The sequence below is a fragment of the Stutzerimonas stutzeri genome (genome assembly GCF_018138085.1).
GTDB lineage: Bacteria > Pseudomonadota > Gammaproteobacteria > Pseudomonadales > Pseudomonadaceae > Stutzerimonas > Stutzerimonas stutzeri_AI.
Map to the genome: position 1 here is coordinate 3,208,396 of NZ_CP073105.1, position 22,909 is coordinate 3,231,304.

Consider the following 22,909-nt stretch of genomic DNA (forward strand, 5'->3'; position numbering starts at 1 on the left):
AACCGGTCGAGACCCAGAGCCGCCCTGCAACCAACGCAGCAGGATCGCCGCACGGCTGCGGTCATTCACCCCAGCGACTCCTTCAACCACTGCCGTACCCGGCGACGCTCACGGCGCGACAGCAACTGTTTAGTGAACGGGCTTTCGGGAATCAGGGCGCACGCTGGCCCACCGTTGTCGCCCAGCTGAAACCGGCGCAGAACACCGATCGGGTGGCGCTCCGGGCCGTAGAACGCAACCGCGCGAATCTCCAACGTGTGGAACGTCCAGTCGCCAGCAGGCTTGTGGCCATGCAGTTCGATGCCGTGCTGCTCGGCGATGCGCCGCAACATGCCCTGGAAAGTGCCGATGTGGATGAAGTCACCGCTGCGCAACGGGCCCTGGTGCGTCGTCTGGTAGATCGGCAGATCAGGCGAATCGCCGTCTTCATCGTCGATGCTTTGCCGGATGTCGGTCACGTCAAGCTCCAGCGGGCCTTTGGATGTTTCGACACAGACCATCAGCTGGTTGATGAACATGGGCTCGGCGCTCATGTTGGAAATCAGACAGAGCGAACTCAGTCCCCTGCCGGCGCCACGATTGATGATCAGGCTCGGCTTGCGCTGACGACGGAAGTTGAGCAGCAGCAGCTGCGCATAGAACACCCAGACCAGCAAAGTGCTGGCGGAAATGATCAGTGAGATCAGCTGGTGGTTGTCTTTCAGCCATTCGATCATCGGTAGCCTCGATGCGTTGTGAACTGCTCAGACAGCACGAACCCCAGCCAGTGCCAGCCCTCACGACGATCGCAGACCATCGCCGCGAGCCGGGCGGCTGGTACGAACAATCCACCGGGGTGGCAGGTCCGAAGCTCAAAGCAGGTTCCGCCCCGGAGGACCATCGATGAAGACCGCATTCCTGAGCATTGCACTGATCGCAGCATTGGCGGCAACCAGCGCCGTCGCCAACCCGGACGCCGCCAGCGATCGGCAGGCCCCCGATCAGGCTCAGCAAGACCGCAACGGTGACGCTTCGGCGCATGGCTATCAGAATCCGACCGGCCCCGATCCCGACCCGCGCATGACTGACCAGGTCGGCGAAGACACCTTGGACCAGGACGACGAGCACTCCACGCCGACAACGCAGGACGAGCGGCTCGAGGCGAAACAGCACTAGCCTGGGTGTCAGCGATCCACCGGCCGCCCATCACCGGCTGCCTTCATCGGAAGCGATCCGATTGGCCGCACGCGGCGGCCAATCGGTGACGTTCATGGTTTGACGACGAGGCCAACGCCGCGGCCGCGCGGATCCGATGCAGTCTGCAGCGCCTGCCCGTCCACGCGTATGGCCTGGATGTCGCCCATCGACCAACCCTGATCCTCAAGAACATACCCCATGGCTTTCAGCTCATCGGCAACTTCGCCTGTCAGCGGCGCATAGGCGTCGTAGTAAATGGTGTCCTTGGGCAGCAGCTGGTGATGAACGCGTTGCGCCGACACGGCCTCCTTCAACGGGAGCTTGAAGTCGTAGACGTTGTTCAGCACCTGGAAGATGGAAGTGAATATCCGTGAGCCACCCGGCGTGCCGAGGACCAGACTGACCTGTCCATCCTGAACGACGATGCTCGGGCTCATCGAGGACAGCATGCGTTTGCCTGGCTCGATGGCGTTGGCGTCACTGCCCACCACACCAAACGCGTTGGCTACACCCGGTTTGGCACTGAAATCATCCATCTCGTCGTTAAGCAGGAAACCCGCCCCCTGGACCACCACGCCGCTGCCGTAGTCCCAGTTGAGCGTGTAGGTGTTGCTGACAGCATTGCCTTCGGCATCGACGATGGAGAAATGTGTGGTCTGCCGTGGTTCCAGTCCGGGCCGTACCTGCTCGGTGGGCGAGATTGCCGTCGGGTTGATCTCGCGGGCTCGACGCGCCAGATAATCCGGCGAGGTCAGGTGGGCGACCGGCACATCGGAGAAGTCCGGGTCGCCGAGGTAATCGGCGCGGTCGGCAAATACCCGCTTCTCGATTTCAGCAAGTAGATGAATGTAGCGCGCCGAGTTCAACTCGACGCCCTTGAAGTCGGCGGCGCGCTGCTCCTTGATACCGATCAGCTGGGCCAGCGCAATGCCGCCGGAGCTGGGTAATGGCGCGGTGTAGAGGCTTTTGCCGCGCCAGTCGATGCGCATTGGCTCGCGCCACTGGGTGCGGTAGTCGGCCAAGTCGTCCTTGGTGATCAGCCCACCGTCACGCTGCATTTGTGCGACCAGCAGGTCGGCCGTCTTGCCTTTGTAGAAATCGTCCGCGCCCTGATCGGCGATGCGCTCCAGCGTCTTGGCCAATTCCGGCTGTTGGAAATTGATCCCCGGACGCATGTCGCCGAAGTACGCCTCGAAGTTGGTCGTACCGTTGAACAGCCCGATGGCATCCTCGCGGTATTGGAATTGCTGATCGGCCACTTCGAAGCCTTCTCGCGCGTAGCCGATCGCCGGCGTGATCAGTTCACTCCAAGGCAGCGTGCCGAAGCGTCGGTGGGCGTCCCATAGGCCCAACACCGTGCCGGGAACGCCAGCCGCCTTGGCGCCGACCAGACTCAGGTTCTCGATGACCTCACCCTTGTCGTCGAGGTACATACGCTTGCTGGCTGCTTTGGGGGCCACCTCCCGGTAGTCGAGAAAGTAGGGTTTGCCGTCCATGTAGAGCGTCATGAACCCACCGCCACCGATGTTTCCGGCTTCCGGATAGGTGACCGCCAGCGTGAACGCGGTTGCCACGGCCGCGTCCACCGCATTGCCGCCGGCGCTGAGCACACCGGCCGCGACCTTGGCGCTATAGGCGTCCGGCGCTGCCACTGCAGCACCTTCGAGTTTGGCGCCGAGGGCGGCGTGGCTGTTGACGACAAGCAAAACGGTCAAGACGACGAAGAGAGGTGAACGCATGCTGCTCGATCCTTCTTGTTGATTTTTCTAGCCGGGCGACGGGAGGCGTACGCGTACGGTGAACAATCAACAAGATAGACGAGTATCGAGGCGAACCCGGGGCCGGCCGTGATCGCCGACGGGTGGCAAGCGCACCTGGCGAACCAGCGAGACGCACCATTGGCCGCTCGGCATCCGACGCAAAGCGCTCGCCCCAAGTCAGAGGCGAGCTGGACCATCCATCTGTCCAAACGCGCCGGGTCAGTAGTCGCAGTTTTCGCGGTATTCGGAAATCGCGAGGTTCGCTTCGTGGTTCGGGCCGCAGAGGAATGGGTCGTAGCGCCGATCGAAATCGATGAAGCGCTTCATCCAGGAAATGCCATACATCCCGAGCAGGTCTTCATTGGGGTAGCCGGAGTTGGCGCAGAAATGCGAGCCGCCGTAGATCTCAAGAAAGGCTTTCGGGGTTGTATTAGGGATCCGGTTATAGAACGGCGAGGCATGCGCCGCCACCGGCGCCACTACATCGGCCCCGCACGCCAGGATCATCGTCGGCGTCTTGATGGTGCTGAAACTGTTGAGCCCAGCGTAGTACGGCGCCTGCGGGATGATCGCATTCAGCGAGCGTTCGGTCGCGAGCTTGAGCGAGCCACCTCCGCCCATCGACCAGCCGATGACGCCCAGGCGCGCGCTGTCGATCTTGCCGGCAATCGGACTGGAGCGACTGTTGCTCTGTTCGATGAGGTAGTCCAGCGCTCGGCTGAGCTGAGTGGCGCGGCTATCGGGCTGGTCGTAGATGGTGTTGGTATTCATGGTCATGACCACGAAACCATGGGACGCCAGACGCGGCCCCCACCATTCGATACTGTTCTCGTACGACAGATACCCCGGAATCACGGCGATGGCGCCCATCCTTCCGCTGGCATTGGTGGGGTAATGCACGGTGCTGTTGCCGAAGCCTTTGAGATAGCCGGACACCGAGAATTTGGCGACGCTAAACGGCCCGGATCGGCTCTTGAGCGAAGCAACAGTCGGATTAGGCCCGCGTGCGCAATCGGTGCAAGGTGCGGACGGGCCCGGGGCGGATAACGCGTAGGCGCTTGCCAATAGCGAAGTGATCAGCAGCGCAGTTCTCACCATCGATGTTTTGATCTTCATTGAGTTCGCCTCTTGTTATTGTTTTTTACTAGTTCCCCTTACCAGCTCGCAGGCAAACGGCAAGCCTGCCGGAACAAAAACTAACAAGAGCGGCAAGAAGACAACAATCTGCGAACACGCTCAATTCGTACAAGCACTCACTTCCGAACCCGCCGCCTAGCTATCTACGACCAATGGGCTGCGCAACTACCGGCAGCAAAAAAAGTTCCGTAAAAACAGACCGGGTGTTAGCACGCTCCATAGGTGATTAGGTCGAAGCCACCGGCCTTTGCGCCAGCATTCATGGGCTTCGGCACAAGACACGTGCAGCGCCGAGCCAGGCGAAAGACCGTCACAATCAGGGATATGAATAAGTTTTGATAACTTTTCGCTCATCCATAAGCCTGGAGCGATCACAGTCTCACCCGCTTACCGTGCCGCACTTTGACAGCCCTGTAGCGGTCACTATACTCAGTCGCAGTTTCTCCCAGTTAAGTTAATCGAATTATATTAAGGTGATTTAACGTAATTCACCCCTTCACTAAAAATAATAAGTAACGAACCATGAGCCATTCGGGTTCCAACCAAGATCGAGGGCCTGCGCTGGTCTATGTTTCAAGCAGGCGCTATATCTACCTCGGGCGCACCCAGTTGCGCATCAGGGATTTGCATTCGGCCGCTTCGTCATTATTGGTTTGTCTTGAAGGGTCTGTGAGATTTCAGGTACCGGGCGACGACCACTGGACAAGGGCCAAGAGCATTCTCATTCCGGCGGGTACCCGGATCAGCATAGAGAACCAGGGAGGCGTGATATCGGCCTGTTACCTGGACGCAACGAAGCCGGACTTTCAGGTGTTGAGGCGCCGAATGGCATCGATCATGTCAGGGGTTTACTACAACCTCGTGGGCGAGAACCTTTTCGCGGAAAATCTCGTTCGGCTGCGCCATGACGCGCCGGATTTCGCCGAGGCCCAGCGTCGCATGGAGGCGCTGATCCATGACAGTTCAAACGCCAGCATGGCAACCACCGATCCTCGGATCACCTACGTAATCGAGCGGCTCAGGGATACCGCCTCACTGAATATTTCGGTCAGCGCGCTGGCAAGCGAGGTCGGCCTGTCGGAATCGGGTTTGATACGGCTGTTCAGCCTGCACGTCGGAACGCCACTGCGCAGGCATCGCCTGTGGTACAGGCTGATCGAGTTCGTCACGTTGACGCTGTCTGGTGTGCCCACCGCCTCGGCAATCAAGCAGGCGGGCTTTACCGACGCCTCGCATCTGTCTCGGTGCTATAGCGGTTTCTTCGGAGTCAACCTGTCCTATGCCTTCTCGAAAAGCGTCAACGCCAGATATATCGTCGAAAAGCCCCTCGCACGGCTGCGCCATCCCTCCCGTTAGAAAGACTCTCGCGCACCTGGCGCTGCCCCTTTTTTGCCCGGTTGACGGCCGACGTATCGCTTATGCGTACAGTCGAAGCTAGCCACTCTCGCGCTCGATGCAGCAGCCGATGATCTGCTTGCACGTCAGAAAACGTAACGAGTCTGACGCCGCTGCCACGGGCGAGCGACAGGAAGCGGTGCATCACCGACCATGCGTTGGGGGTGTGCAGTGATAGGAGCCTGGACTGGCGGAGCGACAAAATCCGAATGGCTCTCGTTAGCCGTAGCGCTGACGGTCAGGCCGAATATGACAAAAGCAGATTTGATATTTGGCATCTGAAATCCTTTTCAGAAAGCTGAGAACAAGCCTGCAAGCAGGTATGAAGACGCCGAGGCACTTCTTATCCCGGATGCAGCTCACCCTCACGAAGGAATGGGTAGCAGAACCAGAAAACAAAAAGCCCCGTAATTCATTCATTACAGGGCTTTTTTAATAGTGGCGGAGAGATAGGGATTTGAACCCTAGGTACCCGCGAGGGTACAACGGATTTCGAATCCGTCCCGTTCGGCCACTCCGGCATCTCTCCAGCGGCGCGCATCATAGCAGTTCGCGAACGATTGTCGAACCCCACAGGGCTCTTTTTTCTCGTTATTCAGCGTGTTGCGTTGGTCTGAGCAAATCTGCTTGGTCAGCCTACGGCTGCAGTGAGCGGATTGGCTCAAGCGGTCAGGCGCGTCAGGGCCTCGCGATATTTGTCGGCGGTCTTCTGTGCGACATCGGCAGGTACCGGTGGCGCGGGCGGCTCCTTGTTCCAGCCGGTGGATTCAAGCCAGTCACGAACGAACTGCTTGTCGAAGCTCGGTGGGTTGGTGCCCTCCTGATAGCTGTCAGCGGGCCAGAAGCGGCTGGAGTCAGGCGTCAGCACTTCGTCCATGAGGGTCAGGCGGCCTTCTTCGTCGAGGCCGAATTCGAACTTGGTGTCGGCGATGATGATGCCGCGGGTTGCTGCGTATTCCACCGCGGCGGTATACAGCGCTATCGAGGTATCACGCACCTGAGCGGCCAGCGCCTTACCGATGATGGACTCGCATTGTTCGAAAGTGATGTTCTCGTCGTGGTCGCCCACGGCGGCCTTGGTCGAGGGGGTGAAAATGGGTTGCGGCAGCTTAGCCGCTTCCTTCAAGCCCGCCGGCAGAGGAATACCGCAGACGGTCCCGGCCTTCTGATATTCCTTCCACCCGGAGCCGACGATATAGCCACGTACGATGGCTTCCACCGCCACGGGCTTGAGGCGCTTGGCCACCACCGCACGGCCTTCTACCAACGGCAACTCGCCAGCCGGGACCACATCCTCGACCTTGTCGCCGGTGAAGTGGTTGGGAATAAGATGGCCGAGTTTGTCGAACCAGAAATTGGAAATGGCGGTGAGGATCTTGCCCTTCTCCGGGATCGGCTCGGCGAGGATGACGTCGAACGCCGAGAGGCGATCGGTGGCGACCATGAGCATGCGCTTGTCGTCGATTTCGTACAGATCACGAACCTTGCCGGAGTAGATCTTCTTGAGGCTGAGGGCATTGGGGGTGGTCATGGCACTTCTCGCGGTTTGCCGAACCATCGCCGCGTTGCGCACGTGGCGATCGGATCTGTCATCAAACGAAACAGGCGAAACCTGTAGGTTTCGCCTGGATGGGTTGGGGCGGATCGATGCGAAGGATCAGTCCAGGTTGTCTTTGAGCATAGTCAGCACGCGCCGCGCTACGTCGGCGGGTGCAACGGTATCCAGATCCTTGTCGAGGGCTACCTGTACATTGGCGCCGACATCGGTGACGCGGACTTGATAGCGCTCGGCGCGAGCCTCGATTTCCTCGCGATCCGGAGTCGAGCCGAACAGCCTGGAGAAGAAGCCTGGCTTCTCGTCCGGCTTCGCCGCCCCTTCCGACAGGTTGATGTAGTAAACACCCAGGGTGCGATCGAGGTCTTCGACAAGAATGTCGCTGGCAGCCAGGGCTCGGCCAACGCTCGACCAGGCGCGGTTGAAGTCGGTATCGAGCTGCAACACGGGCGAACCGCTGCCGGCTTCGCTGAGCGTCACACGGCTGGGCGCATCAAAGTCACGCTCGGCGAGCAGCGAGGTCGAGCTGCCTTGGGCCGCACTGCTGTTCAGGCCCGCCTGCAATTCGTCGAGCAAGACGCGATCAAGTTCGGCGTTAGCCGGCTCGTCGGGCCAGGCGACATCGGCACTGCTGCCCGCAGGACGCTGAACGCTCAGTACGTAGATTTCGCTGGTGTCACGCTGCACCCCGGGTTCGATGCGAACACGAACACGGGTTTCGCCTGTGCCCAGCCCAAGGTTGCGCACCAATGCCGGAGCCAATTGGTCGCGCGTCTGCCAGGCGGTGACGAACTCCCCCGTTTGTGAGCGCTCTTCGGCGATCTGGAAGCCGTTGTCGGTGAAGAACTGGCGCGTCGCGGTCCAGACCTGGGAAGGAGCACGCATGGCCACGAGCCAGCGGGCATCTTCAGATGTCTGCAGGCTGAAATCGCTGCTCTCTTCGGCGACGACCAAGCGCTGCGGACGCGGCACCTCGTATTCACCGCTCGCACGGGTGTCGGCTACCTGTTGAGGAATAGGCAGCAGCGGTTCGATCGGTCGCAACCTGACGTCGGCCGGCGCTTGCATCGGCGGGACCTGGCGTGCCTGAAGATAGTCGCTACCACGGTCGCGGAAATATCCGTCTTCGCCCCAAATCCAGCCACAACCGCTGGTTCCAGAGATGATCAGGGCTAGGGTCGAGAGGCCGGCCAGTCGCTTCATGCATGTTCCTTCATTGTCAAATCGGTAAGCGGAGCTCGCTCAGGCCAGCACACCGGACTGGCGCATTGCGGCGCGGAGCGGCTCCTGGCAACGCTGGCTTAGCCAGGTCAGGGGCAGACGGATGCCGTCTTGCATCAGCCCCATCTCGTGTAGCGCCCACTTCACCGGGATCGGATTGGCTTCCAGGAACAGGGTCTGGTGCAGCGGCATCAGCAATGCATTGATGGCTCGGGCTTTTTCCGCATCACCGGCAATGGCAGCCGCGCAGAGCTCACTCATTGCCCGCGGGGCGACGTTGGCGGTGACCGAAATGTTGCCCTTACCGCCCATCAGCATCAGCTCCACGGCGGTGGCGTCGTCGCCCGAATAGACGAGGAAATCCTTGCTGACACGATCGAGCACTTCCCGGCCGCGCTTGAGGTCGCCGGTCGCTTCCTTGACGCCGATGATGTTCGGCACCGTGGACAGCCGCTCGATGGTCTCCGGCAGCATGTCACAGGCGGTGCGGCCCGGTACGTTGTAGAGGATCTGCGGAATCGCTACGGCTTCGGCAATGTGGCGGAAGTGCAGGTACAGGCCTTCCTGGGTCGGCTTGTTGTAATAAGGGGTGACCAGCAGGCACGCGTCGGCACCGGCCGACTTGGCGTTTTCGGTCAGTTCGACCGCTTCCCGCGTCGAGTTCGCACCGGTGCCGGCAATGACCGGGATACGACCGTTGACCTGATCGACCACCCGGCGGATCACTTCGATGTGCTCGGGAACCTCGAGGGTCGCCGATTCGCCAGTGGTGCCGACCGCAACGATTGCATTGGTACCTTCCTGGAGATGGAAGTCCACGAGTTTGCTCAGGCTATCCCAGTCAAGACCGCCCTGCGCGTCCATGGGAGTGACCAACGCCACCATACTGCCCGCAATCATGCAACCACTCCTGCCGGAAAAAGAGAGGCGTAATGGTACAAGGCTCCCGTGCGCTTTGCGAGTGGGCTGGATACAACCTGACGTCGGAACGACTGCGCGGCGACGGCGCGCTTCGCACGGTGATATCCGGTCGCGCATTCCCTCGGGCGATGCTTTTCGCTACCCTTAGCCGTTTTCGGCCTGGCTGGCCGACCCGATTCATCACCGCCAGGAACCTGCATGTCCACCCCCCCAGTACCCCGAGAACAGTTTCTCGTCATCAGCGCCATGGGCCGCAGCCCGATGGCGCTCACCAACGTGCTTTGCCGAGCCAGCAACGAGAATCGCTGCGCCGTGGTCAGTACCCGCCTGACCCGACATGGCGAATACTGCGCGCTGGTCCTGGAGATCACCGGAACCTGGGACGCCCTCGCTCGCATGGAGACAGCGCTCCCCGGCCTGGCAAAGAAGCACGAGTTCACCACCAACGTGGTGCGCAGCGAAGCGCTGGAGACTCGGCCGCAGGCACTACCCTACGTGGCCTATGTCAGCTCGGTGTATCGCCCGGACATTCTCAACGAGTTGTGCCAGTTCTTCCTCGATCATCGCGTCGAGCTCGAAAGCCTTACCTGCGACACCTACCAGGCACCGCAGACCGGCGGCACCATGCTCAATGCGACCCTCACTGTGACGCTGCCGGCCGGCACGCAGATCAGTTGGTTGCGCGATCAGTTCCTCGATTTTGCCGACGCCCTGAACCTGGACGCCCTCATAGAACCCTGGCGCCCACAAAACCCGTAATGAAGGATGTCCCTATGCCCGTGCAGATCGACCACCCCGTTCCGCCATTTCAGGCCCAGGCCACCAGCGATACCCAGGTCAGCCTCGATACGCTGAAAGGCAAGCAGGTCGTGCTGTACTTCTACCCGAAGGACAATACGCCGGGCTGCACTACCGAGGGCCAGGGTTTTCGCGATCTGCACGATGCCTTCAGCGAGGCCAACACGCTGGTCTTCGGCGTGTCTCGCGATAGCCTGAAAACACACGAGAACTTCAAGGCCAAGCAGACGTTTCCCTTCGAGCTCATCTGCGACAAGGACGAGCAGCTCTGCAAGCTGTTCGACGTGATCAAGCTGAAAAAGCTGTATGGCAAGGAATACCTGGGTGTGGACCGCAGCACCTTCCTGATCGACCGCGACGGCGTGCTTCGCCAGCAATGGCGAGGGGTGAAGGTTCCCGGCCATGTCGAGGCCGTTTTGCAGGCCGCCCAGGCACTGCACAGCCAATAAACGAAAGGCCAGCGGATGCTGGCCTTTCTCTTTCTAGACGTGCTCCACCACCGGGACGGTAGGTGCCCTGCGGGGCCAGGCATACAGCACCGCCTTGAACAAGGTGGCCAGGGGAATCGCAAAGAACACCCCCCAAAAGCCCCAAAGCCCGCCAAACAGCAGAACCGAGCAGATGATGGCTACCGGGTGCAGATTGACCGCTTCGGAAAACAGCAAGGGCACCAGCACGTTACCGTCCAACGCCTGAACGATGGCGTAGGCCACCATCAGATAGATGAACTGGTCACCCAAGCCCCACTGGAACAATCCGATCAGGGCGATGGGAATGGTCACCACCGTGGCACCGATATAGGGCACCACCACGGAAACGCCCACCAGCAGCGCCAACAAGGCGGCGTAGTTCAGCTCCAGCGCGGCGAACACCGCATAGGACACCACCCCGCAGATCAGGATTTCGATCGCCTTGCCTCGAATGTAGTTGGCAATCTGCACGTTCATTTCCTGCGAAACCTGGGTAATCAGCGCTCGCTCGCGCGGCAGATAGCCGCTCAGCCAGTCGCTGATCTGCTGGCGATCCTTGAGAAAGAAGAACACCAGAATCGGCACCAGGATCAGGTAGATCATCAGGCTCAGCAGCAGCGGCAGGCTGGACAGCGATGATGTCAGCACCAACTGACCATAGCGCCCCACCTCCCCGCGCATGAAATCGATACCGCGCAGCACTTGCTCTTCGGTCAGCAACTGCGGATAGCGCTCGGGCAAGAGCAGCAACAGCGACTGCCATTCGACCAGCATCCGCGGCAGCTCGTTGAACAGCGTCAGCACTTGCTGCCAGAGCAGCGGCACGAGAAACAGGATGCACACCGACAGCGCTCCGACGAACATCAGAAACACCAGCCAGACCGCCACCAGGTGAGGAATTCGGACGCGCTCGAGGGCGCCGACCAACCCCTGCATCAGAAACGCCAGCACCAGGCCAGCGAGCACCGGGGCGAGCATGTCGCCCAGGGTCAACACCACAGCGAATGCGGTGACCAACAATACAGCCAGAACCACCGCCTCTTCGTCAGAGAAATAGCGATGTATCCAACCGCGCAGAACATTCAGCATGTGCGCTTCCTTAGCGGCCTCAGGCCTTTCGCAACCAGTAACGATAAAGGCCTTCGTCCGCCTCTTCACGCAACAACGTGTGGCCGGCCAACTTGGCGAAGCTGCGGAAATCGCGCTGCGACCCCGGATCGGTCGCCGTGACCATCAGCACCTGCCCTCTGGCGAGCCGGTTGAGTTCGAGCTTGGCCTTCAGCAGAGGCATCGGACATGCCAGCCCGACGGCATCGAGCTCGGCATCGCAGGCGGTGTCGTGCACTGGCTGTTGAGTCATGAGTCATCTCCTAGAAAGAAGCGCAGGATACCGACCTGCGCCCACCGCTGGCCAGTTACCCAGGCACAAGGCTACAGTAACGCTCCCGCTTCAATGAGCCAGTCTGGATGAAACTGCTGCGCCCTACTCTGCTGACGCTGGCATGCCTGATCGGGCAGCCGGTCATGGCCAACGACCTTCCCTCACTCGGCGACTCCAGCTCGGGCATCGTGTCACCGGAGCAAGAGCACCAGCTCGGCCGCGCCTGGCTCAGCCTGCTCCGTGCCCAGGTTCCGCAGCTGTCAGATCCCCAGCTCAAGGACTTCGTCGAACGCAGCGTCTACAAGCTGGCCGAAAGCAGCCAGTTGCAGGATCGCCGCCTGGAATTCGTGCTCCTCGATAGCCCGCAGCTGAACGCGTTCGCCGCTCCGGGCGGCATCATCGGCGTCAACGGCGGGCTGTTCCTTCATGCCCAGACTGAGGCCGAATACGCCTCGGTTCTGGCCCATGAACTTGCGCACTTGTCCCAACGCCACTTTGCCCGGGGACTGGAAGAACAGAAGCGCATGCAGCTGCCGCTGATGGCGGCCATGCTTGCCGGCGTCGTCGCGGCCGCGGCCGGAGCCGGCGATGCCGGTATCGCGGCGATCGTCTCCACCCAGGCTGCGGCGATCCAGGCGCAACGCCGCTTCTCCCGGCAGAACGAGCAAGAGGCCGATCGCATCGGCATCGTCAATCTCGAGCGAGCCGGCTACGATCCACGCGCCATGCCTGAGATGTTCGGTCGCCTGATGCGCCAGTATCGCTATGATCAGAAGCCGCCCGAGTTCCTGCTGACTCACCCGGTGACCGAGTCGCGTATCGCCGATACGAAGAACCGTGCCGAGCAATATCCTGCCGGCGGCGTCGAGGACAGTTTGCGCTATCAGCTGATGCGCGCGCGGGTCGATCTGAAGTTCGAAAGCACACCCGGCGTCAGCGCCAAGCGCTTCCGGGCCATGCTCAGCGAGGACCCGAATCTGGACGCCGCGCGCTATGGCTTGGCCCTGGCGCAAATCAAGAGCGGCCAGCTCGATGAAGCAGCCGGCAACCTGCAACCGCTGCTGAGCAAAGAGCCGGACGACGCGACCTACAACCTCGCGCAGATCGAACTGGATATCACCGCCAACCGTCTTGGCGCAGCCCGGGCGCGTACCCAGACGCTGCTAAAGCTCTATCCAGGCAGTTATCCGGTGCGCCAGGCGGATATCGACCTGCTGATCAAGGAAAACAAGCTGCAGGAGGCCGAGCAAGCGCTCGATGCCCTGGTCGATGTACGCCGCAAGGATCCGGACATCTGGTACCAGGTTTCGGAAATTCGCGGGCTCACCGGCAACATCATTGGCCTGCATCAGGCCCGAGCCGAGTACTTCGCCCTGGTGGGTGATTATGACCAGGCAATCGAGCAACTCGACTTCGCCAAGCGTCGCTCGAACAACTTCCAGACAGCGGCGCGCATAGACACGCGGCAAAAAGCGCTGATCGAAGAGAAGCGCATGGTCGAAGAAATGCTCCACTGAGCTGATGCGCAACGTGCCGGTCGCACGTCGCGCATCCTTGAAGCGAACGTCAGGCGTTGCCGGCCTGACGGATGCGCGCGGCCTGCGTGAAGTCCAGCATCCGCTTCAACGGTTTGATCGCGCGCGGCACCAGCGCCGGATCGACGAATATCTCGTTACGGCCGAGACGCAAGCAATCCAGCGTGCGCTCCAGCGTGTTCATCGCCATCCACGGGCAGTGAGCGCAGCTGCGGCAGGCCGCGCCATTGCCCGCGGTCGGGGCCTCGACGAACTGCTTGTCCGGGCAAAGCTGCTGCATCTTGTAGAAGATGCCGCGGTCGGTGGCAACGATGAAGGTGGGATGGGGCAGCGTCTGCGCCGCCTTGATCAATTGACTGGTGGAGCCCACGGCGTCCGCCAGGGCAATGACCGACTCAGGCGACTCGGGATGGACCAGAATGGCCGCATCCGGATAGAGCACCTTCATATCTTCCAACTGCTTCGCCTTGAACTCTTCGTGGACGATGCAGGCGCCATCCCACAGCAGCATGTCGGCGCCGGTCTCACGCTGCACATAGCTACCGAGATGCTTGTCGGGCGCCCAGATAATCTTCTCGCCGTTATCCATCAGGCTTTCGACGATCTCCAGCGCACAGCTCGAGGTCACCACCCAGTCCGCCCTCGCTTTTACCGCCGCGGAGGTGTTGGCGTAGACGACCACGGTGCGTTCCGGATGCTGGTCGCAAAAGGCCGAGAATTCCTCGACCGGGCAACCGAGATCCAGCGAGCACGTGGCATCCAGCGTAGGCATCAGCACACGCTTCTCCGGATTGAGGATCTTCGCCGTTTCACCCATGAACTTGACGCCGGCGACCACGACCGTCTGCGCCTCGTGCTCGTTGCCGAACCGCGCCATCTCCAGCGAATCGGAAACGCAGCCACCGGTTTCTTCAGCAAGTGCCTGGATCACCGGATCGGTGTAGTAGTGCGCCACCAGAACCGCATTCTGCCGTTTCAGCTCAACGGCAATATCGCGGCGCAGCTGCGCCTCCTGCTCGGGCGTCAACGGCTTGGGCTGCTTGGCCGCCAGGTGGGCCTGCACCAAAATACGTTCGGGGATCTGCGTCATGTTCGCGGTCCTGCAAAGCACGTTATTGCATGAAGCGCCGGGCAACAGCCGGTCAACCGGATCGGCTCGAACGAGGCGAAAGGGAGAGGCAGTACGATATGCAGATTCCGCCTTCCTGCCCGCTCAAGGGGGCAAGAATACTAGCCGAAGCCGCTGCAAAAGGGAAAGCGAGGGGCAACCAGGCAACACCGTTTAGCGCCGCCCAAATGTAAACCGCCGGCATCAGCCGGCGGTTCTGTTCATATCACCGCTCAGATTTGAGCATGTGGCCACGTTCTTCCAGGTTGATATGCCATTGCATGGCTTCACGCAGCATGTGCGGTGTTTGACCACCACGGTCACAGGCGCCCTCGAAGTACTGATTCAATGCTTCGCGGTAGGACGGATGCACGCAGTTATCGATGATCACCCTTGCCCGCTCACGTGGAGCCAACCCACGCAGATCGGCCAGGCCTTGCTCCGTGACCAGGATTTCCACGTCGTGCTCGGTATGATCGACGTGTGCAACCATCGGCACGACGCTCGAAATGTTGCCGCCCTTGGCAATCGATTTGGTCACGAAGATGGCCATGTTGGCGTTACGCGCGAAGTCGCCCGAACCACCGATGCCATTCATCATCTTGGTGCCACCGACGTGCGTCGAGTTGACGTTGCCGTAGATATCGAACTCCAGCGCGGTATTGATACCAACGATACCGAGGCGTCGTACCAGCTCCGGATGGTTGGAGATTTCCTGAGGACGCAGCACCAGCTTGTCCTTGTACTTCTCCAGGTTTCCGAACACGCGGTCGTTGCAACGCTCGGACAGCGTGATGGAACAGCCAGAGGCGAACTTCATCTTGCCGGCGTCGATCAGTTCAAAGGTGCAGTCCTGCAGCACTTCGGAATACATCACCAAGTCTTCGAACGGCGAATCGATCAGCCCGCACACCACGGCGTTGGCAATATTGCCGATACCGACCTGCATTGGGCCGAGGTTCTTCGGCAGGCGACCTTCGGCCACCTCTTTCTTGAAGAACTCGACCAGGTGATTGGCGATGGCCTGGGTTTCTTCGTCCGGCGGCGTGACGGTGGAATAGGAGTCCGGCTGTTCGGTGATGACGATCGCCGCGATCTTGGCCGGGTCGACCGGGATGGCCGGCGTGCCGATACGATCGTCTACCTTGGTCAGCGGGATGGGTCCGCGATTCGGGCGCTCGCCGGGGAAGTAGATGTCGTGCAGGCCTTCGAGGTTGAGGTTGTGGGCCAGATTCAGCTCGACAATGATCTTGTCGGCGAATACCGCCAGGTTGGCAGAGTTGCCCACCGATGTCGTCGGAACGATATGGCCCTGCTCGGTAATGCTCACCGCCTCGACAATGGTCACGTCCGGGCGCTTGATCTGGTTGTTACGCATCTGCTCGACGGTGTGCGACAGGTGCTGGTCGATGAACATGACCTCGCCCTGGTTAATTGCCTTGCGCAGCGTGGCGTCCGCCTGAAACGGCCCGCGACGTGCCAGCAGACCCGCTGCCGCCATCTTTCCGTCGAGATCGTTACCGAGGCTGGCACCGGTAATCAGGCTGATTTTCAGCTTCTCGTCTTTCGCACGATCGATCAGGGCCAAAGGCACCGCTTTCGCCTCACCCGCACGGGTAAAGCCGCTCATGCCGACGGTCATGCCGTCGTGAATAAGAGTAGCCGCCTCATGGGCGCTCATGACCTTGCTCTGCAGGGAGGACAAGCGGATGCGATCGGAATACATTTGAGCCTCAAACCAACGGACAATCGGGAGGTCGCAGTCTATTACGTTTGATCTCGCCTCGTTCCCAGACCAAGGTCGTAGTGAAAAACGGCGGTTATAGCTATCCGATATAGGCGATTTCGCATCTCATTTTTTGCAGGCATAAAAAAAGCCGGAATTCATCGAATTCCGGCTTTTTCGCTCCCTAACGGGAGAATTTGGTGGGTCGTGTAGGATTCGAACCTACGACCAATTGGTTAAAAGCCAACTGCTCTACCAACTGAGCTAACGACCCGTTGCGGTGCGCATGATACTGATTTGATTAGTTAAATCAACGTTTATGGTGAAAAAAGTTAACTGTAGCGCGTAGGGTCTACGATGCCGGCCTCTGCAAAGCCTGCAGCACGCAGACGACAGCTATCGCACTTGCCGCAGGCGCGACCGTCATGATCGGCCTGATAACAAGAGACGGTCATGGCGTAATCGACACCCAAACGAATACCGGTCTGGATGATCTGCGCCTTGCTCAGGTTCTGCAGCGGCGCACGAATAGTGAAGCCCTGCCCTTCCACACCAGCTTTCGTAGCCAGATTGGCCATCCGCTCGAAAGCCTCGACGAATGCCGGTCGGCAATCTGGGTAACCGGAATAGTCGATCGCATTGACGCCGATGAAGATATCCCGCGCCCCGAGCACCTCGGCCCAGCCTAGTGCCAACGAGAGGAAAAGGCTGTTGCGCGCCGGCACATAAGTCACCGGAATGCCCTCTTCCTGGGCTTCCGGCACGGCGATGCTCTGGTCGGTCAGCGCCGAGCCGCCAATGCCATTCAGATTGATCCCGATCACCTTGTGCTCGACTGCCTCCAACTGCGCAGCAACGCGCTCAGCCGCCTGCAATTCCGCGCGATGACGCTGGCCGTAATCGAAGCTCATGGTGTAGCAGGCATAGCCTTGTGCCTTGGCGATCGCGACCACGGTTGCGGAGTCGAGCCCGCCAGAGAGAAGAATCACCGCTTTGCTGTTTGTCATTGTCGTTACCTGTCGAAAATCCGGGCTTCTACGAGATGACTCGATGAAACTCAGTGGCCGGGCGCGTCGTTCCACAGCAGCTTGTGCAACTGAAGCTGCAACCGCACCGGAAGATTGTCCGCGACGATCCACTCGGCCAGTGCGCGCGCGTCGACCTGACCGTGACTGGGGGAAAACAACACCTCACCGACGCGCTCATCCAGCCGATATTCGATGAGTTTGGATACGGACCAGTCGTAGTCTTCGCGCGAGCAAATGACGAATTTCACCTGATCGTTGAGGGTCAGCTGAGCGATGTTTTCATATCGATTGCGACCCACCTCGGCAGAGCCTGGCGTCTTGAGATCGACGACCCGACTCACCCGCCGATCGGTTTCGGAAATATCAAGCGCACCGCTGGTTTCCAGCGAGACGTCGTAACCGCGATCACAGAGTTGACGCAATAGCGCAACGCAGTTCGGCTGCGCCAATGGCTCTCCGCCAGTGACACATACATAGCGAGGCTTGTAGGAGGCGACCCGTTCCAGTATCCGGTCGAGCGACATGCTCTCGCCGCCGCTGAAAGCGTAGGCTGTGTCGCAATATTGACAACGCAGGGGGCAGCCGGTCAGGCGGACGAACACCGTGGGCAAGCCACTGGTTCGCGTCTCCCCCTGCAACGAGAAGAAAATCTCGGTGATTCGCAGGGTTTCTTGCATAAAGGCCACGGGCGTGACGGCTAAACAGGCCATCCGCCTCCGTTGCGTAAAAGGGGCTGAGAGTCTAACGAAAAACCCGCCGTTAGGGCGGGTTTTGTTGGTCTGCGCCGGCTTATCGGCCTATCGACTGAGTTGACGCTGGGCCAGCTGGGCGGCAGAACTGTTCGGGTAGTCCGCAATGACCTGGCGGAGAATGCCGTTGGCCTTGTCCCGATTGCCCAGGCGAATCTCGACATCCGCCAGCTTGTAAAGCGAATCCGGCACCTTGTTGTGTTGCGGATACGCCTGAGAAACACGCGCGAATGCTTGTCCCGCGCCTTGCAGATCGCCCTTGGCGAGATTCACCTCACCCAGCCAATACTGCGCATTGCCCGCATAGGGGCTATTGGGATATTTACGCAAGAAGGCGGAAAAAGCCTGGCTGGCCTTATCGAAATCCTTCGCCTTGATCAGATCAAACGCAGCGTCGTAATAGAGCTTCTCCTTTTCAGGATCGGCTGACTGACTATTCGCCGCGCCTTGCGCTGGCGCACCCACAGGCGCCTGTACGGGACCACTGGCGTCGATTGCACCCGTGGCCGAAGAATCCTGGCTAACCGATCTGCCCGAAGAGGCAGCGGATAAGCGACTGTCCAAATCCTGGTAACGCTCCAGCCCTTCCTGTTTCAGACGCTGGATCTCGTTCTGTTGCACTTCGAGCATGCCGCGCAGTTGAGCGATTTCTTCCTGCATCTGCTGCAACTGAACGAAGAGCATACCCTGCGCCGAAGACGGAGCCGATGCTCCGCCTCCGACATAGGCACCGCCAGTTTCCGCACCGGAAGGGTAATTCGTCTCAGGCGCGCCACCTTGGGCTTGCGAGTCGTAATCCACTACCGGGACCTGGGCCGCCGCAAAAAGCGGCAGGCCAAGCGCAATAAGCGTCAGAGCGTAACGGTGCTTGAGCATGGCTTATTACTTACGCAGCTCAACGCGGCGGTTCTGGGCCCAGGACTGCTCGTCGTTACCCATGGCAACCGGACGCTCTTCGCCGTAGGAAACCAGTTCCAGCTGAGCAGGGGAAACGCCCTGCAGAACCAGGTAGCGCTGAACGGCTTTGGCACGACGCTCGCCAAGAGCCATGTTGTATTCGCGGGTACCGCGCTCGTCGGTGTGACCTTCCAGAACGACACGATTGCCGGCGGACTTCAGGTCCTTGGCGTGAACGTCCAGAGCGCGCATGGCTTCCGGTTTCAGGTCGGAGCTGTCGTACTCGAAGTAGAAGGTGGTGATGGCGCGCAGGGCAGCTTCTTCGCCGCTCATGCTGCCGTCGACAGCACCGCTGTCAGCACCGTAACCAGCGTTCGGATCGATGGCGGACGAACCTTCGCCCGAATCATCGCCGCCTTTGGACGAACAACCAACAGCGACGGCCATAGCCAGCGCCAGCGCAGCGAACTTACCGAATTTCAGCATTTCCATGTGTAACAACCCCAGGTGTGTTTTTGGTTAGTAAAGCGTTGTACCGCATCAGTTCAGGTAAGGGGACCACGATGGCTCACGGACTTCGCCTTGAGCAGTAGGAAGCGGGAGCCTAACTCGACCATTGATGGATACGAGCATCAAGACTCCCCGGCCCTGCTGGCGGGTCGCGTAGATTAGCATGGTGCCATTAGGCGCAACAGTGGGCGACTCATCTAAACTGGTTTCAGAGAGCAACCGCAAATTGCCGCGCTGCAGGTCCTGTGCCGCCACCTTGAAGTTGGTGTAGCCGTCCTGACGATGAATCATTACCAAGGTCTTCTCGTCCGCGGAGAGCTTTGGGTTGGCATTGTAATTACCAACGAAAGTCACCCGCTCGGCATTGTTGCTGCCCAGACGTTGCTTGTAGATCTGCGGCTTGCCAGCGCGATCGGACGTGAAGTAAATGGTTTGACCGTCGGCGCCCCAGAAAGGCTCCGTATCGATCGCATAGTGATTGGTAAGCCGCTGCAGCTGCCGCGACCCCAGGTCCATGACATAGATCTCCGGGTTGCCATCCTTCGACAACACGAACGCCAGGCGATTGCCGTCCGGCGAGAACGCTGGCGCGCCGTTGAGCCCTTCGAAATTGGTGATCTGCTCGCGACGGCCGGTATCGATGTGCTGCATGAAGATACGCGGGCGCTTCTGCTCGAACGAGACATAGGCGATGCGACGTCCGTCCGGCGAATAACGCGGCGAAAGAATGGGTTCGCGCGACTGCAACAGGGTGACCGCACGCGCACCGTCATAGTCCGAGCGCTGCAAGGTGTAGCGCGTATTCGCCCCGCCAAGACGCTCGACCGTGACGTAAAGCAGTCGGGTAGAGAACGCCCCCTTGATGCCGGTCAGCTTCTCGAACGCCTGGTCGGCGGCGAAATGCGCCATGTCTCGCAACTGGTCCTGGCCGCCGCCCACGGTACCGGTCATGACCTGTTGCTCGGTGGCGACGTTGAACACTTCGTAGCGGATCTGCAGCTTGCCGGCGGACGGCGTGATGTCACCGACCATGACGTACTGCGCACCCAGCGCCTTCCAGTCGCGGAAAATGATTTCGCTGCCGCGGCTGGGCATGCTGATCATGTTCTGCTTCGGTATGGGTTGAAAGATACCGGTGTTACGCATGTCGTTGCCGATGATCTCGGCCATGTCGTCCGGCAGCACCGTTCCGCCCTGCCAACCGAACGGCACCACGGCGATAGGAATCGCACGATCGGCACCGCTGGTAACGACGATGTTCTTCTCCTGGGCCATTGCAGTGCCCAGCACGAACAGGAGAAGGACAGTGAAACCTCGAAGGTAATTGATCACAACGCTAGATCCTCAGGCGTAAATGTCATCTTGAACGAGCGGTACGGCTGAAAATCCTGAGCAGAGAGGCCCTGCATCTCGGTCAGCCGACCGATATTCTTAACTGCTGCAACCGCCGAATTGTCGAATGGCGCATCGCCGCTTGAACGTGAAACAGTGACGGAGGTGATAGTGCCATCCGGCAACATGTTGACCTGCAGCGTAACCGACATGTTGTTGCGCGCCGAGGGCGGTCGACTCCAACCTTCCGCGGCACGCAGGCGAATCAGATCATCGAAATTGCCGGCCACCTGATCACCCTGGGTATCGGCCATCGCCTGCTGCCGCTCGGTGCTATCGGACAACAGCTCGGCAAGCGCTTGAGCCTTCTTGTCCTCGGCAGCCTTACGCGCGGCCTCGGCCGCAGCCTTCTTCTTCGCCTCCTCGGCGGACTTTTTCTTCGCAGCTTCGGCAGCCGCCTTCTTCTTGGCTTCCTCAGCCGCTTTTTTCTTGGCTTCCTCAGCCGCTTTTTTCTTGGCTTGCTCGGCGGCCGCTTTTTTCTTCGCTTCCTCGGCAGCCTTTTTCTTCTCCGCCTCTTCGGCCGCTTTTTTCTTCGCCGCTTCGTCAGCAGCTTTCTTTTTGGCGATATCGGCCTGTTTTTTCTGTTCGGCCTGTTTAGCCTCTTCGGCCTTCTTCACCTCGGCGGCCTTCTTGGCAGCCTCAGCCTTCGCTGCCTCGGCCTTTCGAGCCTCATCAGCCTTTTTTTGTTCCGCAGCTTTAGCGGCAGCCTGTTTTTGCTGCTCGACCTTGCGCTGCTCCATCTGCTCGGTTTCGTACTGTTTGGCAGCCGTCTTCTGCGCCTCGCCGGCAATCTTCTGGTTGGTCTGCGTCTTGGCCTGGCTTTGCGACTTGAGCTGGTACAAGGTCGCCTGAACGATCGGTTTGGAAGGCGGCAGCTCAGGCGTCATGGCGAAGCTGACGAAGAGCATTCCGAAAATGATGACGTGCAGCCCAACCGCCAGAATGGTGGGCCAGTAAAGACTTTCCGAGCGCGAACGTTCCGGATGTGGCATCACGGCGCCTCGGTTATCAGGCCGACATTGCCTACGCCTGCTTCCTGCAGCCCACCCATGGCAGCCATCACCGAACCATAGTCCACCGCCTTGTCGCCGCGCACGAATACCTGCACCTGCTTACCCTGGCTGCGGTTCTGGTTCATGATCGCGGTCACCGCCTTGGTCATCTCGCCGAGGGTCAGCGCCTTGTCCTGAACGGTTTCCGTGTCGACCTCGGTGCCCATGTTCCAGTAATAGCTTTTGTCGGCCTTGATCGAGATGGTCAAGACGCGCGCATCGTTGTCCTGAGGCAGGACCTCGCTGCTGACTTTCGGCAGATCGACCTTGACGCCCTGATTGAGCATCGGCGCGGTCACCATGAAAATGACCAGCAGCACCAGCATCACGTCGATGTACGGAACCACGTTCATTTCGGCGACAGGTTTGCGTCTGTTGCGAATTCTAGCCATGGCCTGCGGCCTCAATCTTCAGTGGTGTGAACTTTACGATGCAGAATCGCCTGGAACTCGTCGGCAAAGGTGTAATAGCGGCCGATGAGCATCTCACCACGCGCCGAGAAGCGGTTGTAAGCGATGACTGCCGGGATCGCGGCGAACAGGCCGATGGCAGTAGCGATCAGCGCTTCGGCGATGCCGGGCGCCACGGTCGCCAGGGTCGCCTGCTGGACCTGCGCCAGTCCGCGAAACGAGTTCATGATTCCCCAAACGGTACCGAACAGGCCGATATAAGGGCTGGTTGAACCAACTGTCGCGAGAAACGGCAGGCTCTGATCGAGCTTCTCTTCTTCTCGCGAAATAGCCACTCGCATGGCACGGTTGACGCCATCCATCACCGCGTCCGGGTCCACTCCCGGCTGTTGGCGCAGACGGGAGAATTCCTTGAAGCCGGCACGAAAGATCTGCTCGACGCCAGAGTCGGGATCAGGATTGCTGCCGGCTTGCCGATAGAGCTTGGACAGATCGATTCCCGACCAGAAGCGTTCCTCGAATGCATCCAGGGACCGCTTGGCGGCACGAAGCATGCTGCCGCGCTGGAAAATCAGGATCCATGACATCACCGAGGCGCCTACCAGGATCAACATCACCAACTGAACCACAAAGCTGGCGTTGCTGATCAGGCTCCACATGGACATATGATCGACGTTGGCTTCCACGC

At 60.0% G+C, this 22,909-nt stretch carries 23 protein-coding genes and 2 tRNA genes; 5 read left to right on the forward strand and 20 right to left on the reverse strand.

Going from position 1 to position 22,909, the window contains the following annotated elements; genetic code table 11:
- Positions 1-65: 65 nt before the first annotated feature.
- Positions 66-716, reverse strand: a complete 651-nt coding sequence (locus tag KCX70_RS14710) for a hypothetical protein (RefSeq protein ID WP_021209218.1) — start codon at positions 714-716, stop codon at positions 66-68.
- A gap of 166 nt (positions 717-882) precedes the next feature.
- Here KCX70_RS14710 and KCX70_RS14715 point away from each other — a divergent pair, with 166 nt between their 5' ends.
- A complete protein-coding gene (locus KCX70_RS14715) occupies positions 883-1,155 on the forward strand; it encodes a hypothetical protein (RefSeq protein WP_212618000.1) in 273 nt (90 codons plus the stop codon).
- A 92-nt stretch (positions 1,156-1,247) separates the two neighbouring features.
- Here the strand turns inward: KCX70_RS14715 and ggt are convergent, their stop codons facing one another.
- Complete coding sequence (gene ggt / locus KCX70_RS14720; protein ID WP_212618001.1) at positions 1,248-2,915, reverse strand: gamma-glutamyltransferase; 1,668 nt, start codon at positions 2,913-2,915, stop codon at positions 1,248-1,250.
- Positions 2,916-3,155: 240 nt separating this feature from the next.
- The gene (locus tag KCX70_RS14725; RefSeq protein WP_212618002.1) at positions 3,156-4,052 is read right to left on the reverse strand and encodes an alpha/beta hydrolase family protein; all 897 of its coding nucleotides are present in this window, start codon (positions 4,050-4,052) and stop codon (positions 3,156-3,158) included.
- 543 nt (positions 4,053-4,595) lie between these two features.
- Here KCX70_RS14725 and KCX70_RS14730 point away from each other — a divergent pair.
- Positions 4,596-5,429 carry a helix-turn-helix domain-containing protein gene (locus KCX70_RS14730; protein ID WP_212618003.1) on the forward strand — a complete coding sequence of 278 codons (834 nt, stop codon included), beginning with the start codon at positions 4,596-4,598 and terminating at the stop codon, positions 5,427-5,429.
- A 478-nt stretch (positions 5,430-5,907) separates the two neighbouring features.
- Here the strand turns inward: KCX70_RS14730 and KCX70_RS14735 are convergent.
- From KCX70_RS14735 to dapA, 4 genes are all read right to left on the reverse strand, one after another.
- Positions 5,908-5,997, reverse strand: a tRNA-Ser gene (locus KCX70_RS14735).
- A 132-nt stretch (positions 5,998-6,129) separates the two neighbouring features.
- Positions 6,130-6,999: a phosphoribosylaminoimidazolesuccinocarboxamide synthase gene (locus tag KCX70_RS14740; protein ID WP_102847226.1), complete on the reverse strand. Its 870-nt coding sequence runs from the start codon at positions 6,997-6,999 to the stop codon at positions 6,130-6,132.
- 126 nt (positions 7,000-7,125) lie between these two features.
- Positions 7,126-8,226, reverse strand: coding sequence for an outer membrane protein assembly factor BamC (gene bamC / locus KCX70_RS14745; protein WP_021209212.1), 1,101 nt, complete (start codon positions 8,224-8,226; stop codon positions 7,126-7,128).
- Between the two features lie 39 nt (positions 8,227-8,265).
- Positions 8,266-9,144 (reverse strand): 4-hydroxy-tetrahydrodipicolinate synthase, encoded by an 879-nt coding sequence (gene dapA, locus KCX70_RS14750; protein ID WP_021209211.1) that lies wholly within the window; start codon positions 9,142-9,144, stop codon positions 8,266-8,268.
- Positions 9,145-9,363: 219 nt separating this feature from the next.
- Here dapA and KCX70_RS14755 point away from each other — a divergent pair, with 219 nt between their 5' ends.
- Both KCX70_RS14755 and KCX70_RS14760 read left to right on the forward strand, forming a co-directional pair.
- The gene (locus tag KCX70_RS14755; RefSeq protein ID WP_021209210.1) at positions 9,364-9,924 is read left to right on the forward strand and encodes a glycine cleavage system protein R; all 561 of its coding nucleotides are present in this window, start codon (positions 9,364-9,366) and stop codon (positions 9,922-9,924) included.
- A gap of 14 nt (positions 9,925-9,938) precedes the next feature.
- Positions 9,939-10,412 carry a peroxiredoxin gene (locus KCX70_RS14760; protein ID WP_102852239.1) on the forward strand — a complete coding sequence of 158 codons (474 nt, stop codon included), beginning with the start codon at positions 9,939-9,941 and terminating at the stop codon, positions 10,410-10,412.
- 33 nt (positions 10,413-10,445) lie between these two features.
- On the opposite strand, the gene KCX70_RS14765 is transcribed toward KCX70_RS14760, so the two are convergent.
- On the reverse strand, positions 10,446-11,522 hold the full coding sequence (locus tag KCX70_RS14765; RefSeq protein WP_021209208.1) for an AI-2E family transporter: 1,077 nt from the start codon (positions 11,520-11,522) through the stop codon (positions 10,446-10,448).
- Positions 11,523-11,541: 19 nt separating this feature from the next.
- Entirely contained in the window at positions 11,542-11,793 is a 252-nt protein-coding gene (locus KCX70_RS14770) for a sulfurtransferase TusA family protein (RefSeq protein ID WP_212618004.1), read from the reverse strand.
- Positions 11,794-11,900: 107 nt separating this feature from the next.
- Here KCX70_RS14770 and KCX70_RS14775 point away from each other — a divergent pair, with 107 nt between their 5' ends.
- Entirely contained in the window at positions 11,901-13,331 is a 1,431-nt protein-coding gene (locus KCX70_RS14775; protein ID WP_102852240.1) for a M48 family metalloprotease, read from the forward strand.
- Positions 13,332-13,380: 49 nt separating this feature from the next.
- Here KCX70_RS14775 and nadA read toward each other — a convergent pair whose 3' ends face one another.
- The 11 genes from nadA to tolQ form a co-directional block, all read right to left on the reverse strand.
- Complete coding sequence (nadA, locus tag KCX70_RS14780; RefSeq protein ID WP_212618005.1) at positions 13,381-14,439, reverse strand: quinolinate synthase NadA; 1,059 nt, start codon at positions 14,437-14,439, stop codon at positions 13,381-13,383.
- 244 nt (positions 14,440-14,683) lie between these two features.
- Positions 14,684-16,183 carry an acetyl-CoA hydrolase/transferase family protein gene (locus KCX70_RS14785; protein WP_021209204.1) on the reverse strand — a complete coding sequence of 500 codons (1,500 nt, stop codon included), beginning with the start codon at positions 16,181-16,183 and terminating at the stop codon, positions 14,684-14,686.
- A gap of 198 nt (positions 16,184-16,381) precedes the next feature.
- A tRNA-Lys gene (locus KCX70_RS14790) sits at positions 16,382-16,457 on the reverse strand.
- A gap of 58 nt (positions 16,458-16,515) precedes the next feature.
- Positions 16,516-17,190, reverse strand: coding sequence for a 7-cyano-7-deazaguanine synthase QueC (gene queC, locus KCX70_RS14795; protein WP_102852242.1), 675 nt, complete (start codon positions 17,188-17,190; stop codon positions 16,516-16,518).
- A gap of 50 nt (positions 17,191-17,240) precedes the next feature.
- A complete protein-coding gene (gene queE, locus KCX70_RS14800; RefSeq protein ID WP_102847257.1) occupies positions 17,241-17,888 on the reverse strand; it encodes a 7-carboxy-7-deazaguanine synthase QueE in 648 nt (215 codons plus the stop codon).
- Positions 17,889-18,008: 120 nt separating this feature from the next.
- Entirely contained in the window at positions 18,009-18,836 is an 828-nt protein-coding gene (gene ybgF / locus KCX70_RS14805; RefSeq protein WP_102852243.1) for a tol-pal system protein YbgF, read from the reverse strand.
- A gap of 6 nt (positions 18,837-18,842) precedes the next feature.
- Positions 18,843-19,349: a peptidoglycan-associated lipoprotein Pal gene (gene pal, locus KCX70_RS14810; protein WP_021209200.1), complete on the reverse strand. Its 507-nt coding sequence runs from the start codon at positions 19,347-19,349 to the stop codon at positions 18,843-18,845.
- A 48-nt stretch (positions 19,350-19,397) separates the two neighbouring features.
- Positions 19,398-20,699: a Tol-Pal system beta propeller repeat protein TolB gene (gene tolB / locus KCX70_RS14815; protein ID WP_102852244.1), complete on the reverse strand. Its 1,302-nt coding sequence runs from the start codon at positions 20,697-20,699 to the stop codon at positions 19,398-19,400.
- Positions 20,696-21,751 (reverse strand): cell envelope integrity protein TolA, encoded by a 1,056-nt coding sequence (gene tolA / locus KCX70_RS14820; RefSeq protein ID WP_212618006.1) that lies wholly within the window; start codon positions 21,749-21,751, stop codon positions 20,696-20,698. Before tolA ends, tolB begins: the two co-directional genes overlap by 4 nt.
- Positions 21,751-22,203: a protein TolR gene (tolR, locus tag KCX70_RS14825; RefSeq protein ID WP_021209197.1), complete on the reverse strand. Its 453-nt coding sequence runs from the start codon at positions 22,201-22,203 to the stop codon at positions 21,751-21,753. The genes tolA and tolR overlap by 1 nt, the downstream gene beginning before the upstream one ends.
- Positions 22,204-22,214: 11 nt before the next feature.
- Entirely contained in the window at positions 22,215-22,907 is a 693-nt protein-coding gene (gene tolQ / locus KCX70_RS14830; protein WP_021209196.1) for a protein TolQ, read from the reverse strand.
- Positions 22,908-22,909: the final 2 nt, after the last annotated feature.